The organism is Henriciella sp., from assembly GCF_049649345.1.
Classification (GTDB): Bacteria; Pseudomonadota; Alphaproteobacteria; order Caulobacterales; family Hyphomonadaceae; genus Henriciella.
Map to the genome: position 1 here is coordinate 1 of NZ_JBARZC010000195.1, position 3,786 is coordinate 3,786.

Here is a 3,786-nt window from a genome sequence, read left to right on the forward strand (position 1 = left end):
GCCCATGCCCGCGCCTGGCTCACCCGTCATGGCGACCTCACCCCTGCCGAACAGGACGAAATCCTCTCCGTCACGCTCGCCGCGCTGTCTGATCCCGGCTTTGCCGAAGTCTTCGCCCCCGGCGGGCGCTCGGAAGCGGCGATTGTCGGCGAAATCGAAACCGCTACGGGCAAGATCATCATTAATGGCCGCGCCGACCGGCTCGTCATGACGGACACCGATATCCTGCTCATCGACTACAAGACAGACCGCCCCGCGCCGGCCCGCGCAGAAGACGTGGACGCGTCCTATCTCGCCCAGATGGCGGCCTATCAGATGGTGCTCGAAACCGCCTGGCCAGGACGGCGTATCCGCCCGGCCCTGCTCTACACAGACGGGCCAAAACTGTTCGAACTGCCAGACAGCCTTTTGAAAAGCTCACGAGAGCGTTTAGCTGGCGGCCTTTGAAGAATCCCGGCAGACACTATCTATAAGCCATAACAATCGGAAAAGGAGGCCCCGATGGCCACCGAAAACATCACTGACGACAATTTCGACGAGGCAATTTCTGGCGACATGCCGGTCGTTGTCGACTTCTGGGCCGAATGGTGTGGGCCCTGCAAACAGATGGCCCCTCACCTCGAAGCCGTAGCCGAAGAGCTCTCCGGCAAAGTGAAGGTCACCAAGATCAATGTCGACGAGAACCCCGTCGCCCCATCCAAGTTCGGCGTGCGCGGCATGCCGACGCTGATGCTGTTCAAGGACGGCAAGGTCGCCGCGACCCATCTCGGCGCGATGTCCAAGCAGCGCCTCGCTGAATGGATCAAGGAAAGCGCATAAACCCCATACGCTGACCTGATGAGAAACGGCCCGTCACCCCACGGTGGCGGGCTTTTTCTTTGCTCCCCCACCGTCACCCATGGACGCGCCAGCCGCCCCGAACTAGCGTTTCAGACATAAAGAGAGCAGCTTTCCGGAGGTTACGCCATGCAGCCCTATCAACCGCTTTCGCGATCCATCAAAGGCAAGACGGCCCTCATCACGGGCGCCGCCTCGGGCATGGGCCGGGCGACCGCGCACCTGTTCGCCCATGAGGGCGCGAATGTCGCCGTGACCGACCTCAAACAGGAGGCCGTCGACAAGGTGGTCGAGGAGATCAAGGCCGCCGGCATCGAGCATGTGAAGGGCTGGGCGATGGACGTCGGGGACCCAGAGGCGATCAAGCGCGTCGTCGATGAGGCCGCCGCGCATTTCGGCGGGCTCGAAATCCTCGTCAACAATGCAGGCTTTGCCATTCCGGCCGATGTCGCCGAAGTCTCCTATGAAGACAGCTGGGGCCCGAGCATCAATGTCATGCTGTCCAGCCACCAGCGCGCCATCCGCGCCGCCCTGCCCTATATGCGCAAGGCGAAATTCGGCCGCATCGTGAATGTCGCCTCGACAGAAGGGCTCGGCGCAACGCCTGGCAATTCGCCTTATGTCGCCGCCAAGCATGGCGTGATCGGCCTGACGCGCGGGCTCGCCTGCGACCTTGGGCGCGACGATGACACCGACATCACCGTGAACTGCATCTGCCCCGGCCCGATCCGCACCGGCATCACCTCAGGCATCCCCGAAGAGCACAAGACCATCTACGCCAAACGCCGCGTGCCGCTGCGCCGCTACGGCATCCCCGAAGAAGTCGCGAACATGACACTGTCCGTCGTGCTGCCGGCGGCGAGCTTTTTGAACGGCGTGCACATTCCTGTCGATGGCGGCCTGACGATCAAGAATGCGTAAGAGTTGAAGTCCGCCAATGCCTGCGAAGGCAGGCATCCAAGGCGCACACATCTCAACTTGTGCTTGGCTCAAATCTCATTTCATGGATACCTGCCTGCGCAGGTATCTTCGGCGCGTGGGGTAATCGTGGGGGCAAGAGATGCAAAAGCCGTTCTACGTCTACATCCTTGCCAGCCAGAAAAACGGGACCCTCTATACCGGCCACACCGATGACATTGCAGCCCGCGTCTTCGCCCATAAGGAAGGTCGAGGCTCAGCCTTCACCAAGAAATACCGCGTCACCCGCCTCGTCTGGTACGAACACCATCAGACCCGCGACGGCGCGAAAACCCGCGAATACCAGATCAAGACATGGAAACGCGCCTGGAAGATCAGGCTGATCGAAGAGCTGAACCCCGACTGGGACGACCTCTACCTCAAACTCAACCATTGATCCCTACGCCCAAAAAACCCGCAGATACAGGTATCCACGACGCGGGCCCGAAGCGTCGCGCATCCGTTCATCGGGAGCACCCTGGACCCCTGCCTCCGCAGGGGTCTGCGGCCCTCATTAGCCCCCCCCAAAACCCGCACGGATGGGGTCCGTTGCGCTGAATGTCAGAAGGGAAGCTCGTCTTCATAATTCGGCCAACCTTCAAAATTCTTGGCCTCCGCTAATCGCACAGAGGCACGGTCATCTGACTTGAGAATTTGCTCGATCTCAGCGGCAATCTCTTCCGCCATCCGTCCCTTTCTCAGAAGCGCTTGAGACTTTCCGATGAAACCCGTCGGGTCTTCCCCCATACGAAGAGAAATAATCTTTGTGCCACGCCCAAAAGCGAATCCGACTTCTTGTTGACACCAGTTACTTTCGCTGAAACCCGGCGTATGAATGCTTACAAGAGCATCCATGCAATGGAGAGCTCGTACGATTTCGTCCTCCCAAAGGCGAGTCGGCAAGATATCTTCGTGCGCAACGAATCCCTTGATAGCCAAGGGCGCAAGACAATCACGAAGCCGCATTGCGATCTTACGGTCTTTGCTGATGTGGCTGATGAATAATCTGAAGTATCGCGTATCTTTCCACGCGTCGGGCGGACTTGCGAGAACTTGATCCTGGTCTAGGTCCATGTCGCGTGCGATTTCTAGAATTTTATCAACGCTCAGAGAAGAGAGAACGCTTTTGGCCCAAACCCACTTGCTTTGCCCGATTGTACCCGTATCACCCACGTCGACATCGAAGGCACTGAGATAGCCTGGCAGCTCGTAAGTTTTGAAACGATCCTGAAGCTCTCGTGCCAGCTTGTCGATTAGCTCGAAGCGCTCTCGTTGTTTCATTATCCGAAGTCTCTGCTTGCTTAGAGGTACTGCAATATTAGGCGCGGGTTATACCCGCGCCTAATTTCAGTTATTCGTCACCTGCCATCCGGTCGAGATTATCACGGTCTCGTCCGTTTGGGTTGGTTCTGAGATGCGGCTTGGCGTTCGAGCGACGAACAACATGTGTGTTCTCGATCTCACCCCTATCCGCCATGGGCATAGCTCGGTCAACGGACGTGTACCTTTCGTTGCCGTCGAACCTTACATGAGTAATGTCCCCGTCCTTGTCGGCGCGGGCATCCACAATTTTTCGTTTCTTGGTCATGATAGACCCTTTCGTGTTGAACGAGGGGCCGTTGACTGCTTGGCACAATTGAGGTCATCTAGCGACGCCTCATCTAACGTGAGCACTGATCGACACGACCCCTCAGGTGGTGCCGATTGCCGATTCGGGTTTTGTGGTAGAAGCCCGGATCGGCACAATCACCTCATATCATTCCGACTCGTTCCGCCGAGTCCATAACCAGAGCGGTAAATTCACATCAAACCGCGCTTAAATTCACAAACGGTCGCGATTCTGTGGATATTTCATACCGGATAGCCCCCCCGCCTATCCTCGCCCGCAATGTCAGGCGTGTCTGCATATCTTTGCGAATGTTTCCGGCTGGTCGGGCTGTGGCTCGGCGAGACCGGGGCGACGGGCAAGCTGCATCTTGAGCCGAGAGAGAT

Annotated in this window: 6 protein-coding genes; 4 read left to right on the top strand and 2 right to left on the bottom strand. The window is 58.1% G+C overall.

Annotated elements, in window-relative coordinates:
- The 4 genes from WA989_RS04830 to WA989_RS04845 all read left to right on the top strand — a co-directional run.
- The coding region (locus tag WA989_RS04830; RefSeq protein WP_424339376.1) for a PD-(D/E)XK nuclease family protein at window positions 1-447 on the top strand (447 nt) is incomplete at its 5' end.
- A 54-nt stretch (window positions 448-501) separates the two neighbouring features.
- Window positions 502-819, top strand: coding sequence for a thioredoxin (trxA, locus tag WA989_RS04835; protein ID WP_424339377.1), 318 nt, complete (start codon window positions 502-504; stop codon window positions 817-819).
- Window positions 820-966: 147 nt separating this feature from the next.
- Complete coding sequence (locus WA989_RS04840) at window positions 967-1,758, top strand: SDR family NAD(P)-dependent oxidoreductase (RefSeq protein WP_424339378.1); 792 nt, start codon at window positions 967-969, stop codon at window positions 1,756-1,758.
- Window positions 1,759-1,897: 139 nt separating this feature from the next.
- Window positions 1,898-2,191 carry a GIY-YIG nuclease family protein gene (locus WA989_RS04845; protein ID WP_424339379.1) on the top strand — a complete coding sequence of 98 codons (294 nt, stop codon included), beginning with the start codon at window positions 1,898-1,900 and terminating at the stop codon, window positions 2,189-2,191.
- Between the two features lie 164 nt (window positions 2,192-2,355).
- Here the strand turns inward: WA989_RS04845 and WA989_RS04850 are convergent, their stop codons facing one another.
- Together WA989_RS04850 and WA989_RS04855 are read right to left on the bottom strand one after the other, a co-directional pair.
- Window positions 2,356-3,075 (bottom strand): toll/interleukin-1 receptor domain-containing protein, encoded by a 720-nt coding sequence (locus WA989_RS04850; protein WP_424339380.1) that lies wholly within the window; start codon window positions 3,073-3,075, stop codon window positions 2,356-2,358.
- Between the two features lie 70 nt (window positions 3,076-3,145).
- Entirely contained in the window at window positions 3,146-3,382 is a 237-nt protein-coding gene (locus WA989_RS04855; RefSeq protein WP_424339381.1) for a DUF3892 domain-containing protein, read from the bottom strand.
- Between the last annotated feature and the right edge of the window lie 404 nt (window positions 3,383-3,786).

Excerpts from the sequence above, each read along its gene's own strand:
- WA989_RS04845 (WP_424339379.1), top strand. The coding sequence starts at position 1,898 with ATGCAAAAGCCGTTCTACGTCTACATCCTTGCCAGCCAGAAAAACGGG.
- WA989_RS04840 (WP_424339378.1), top strand. The coding sequence starts at position 967 with ATGCAGCCCTATCAACCGCTTTCGCGATCCATCAAAGGCAAGACGGCC.
- WA989_RS04850 (WP_424339380.1), bottom strand. The coding sequence starts at position 3,075 with ATGAAACAACGAGAGCGCTTCGAGCTAATCGACAAGCTGGCACGAGAG.
- trxA (WP_424339377.1), top strand. The coding sequence starts at position 502 with ATGGCCACCGAAAACATCACTGACGACAATTTCGACGAGGCAATTTCT.
- WA989_RS04855 (WP_424339381.1), bottom strand. The coding sequence starts at position 3,382 with ATGACCAAGAAACGAAAAATTGTGGATGCCCGCGCCGACAAGGACGGG.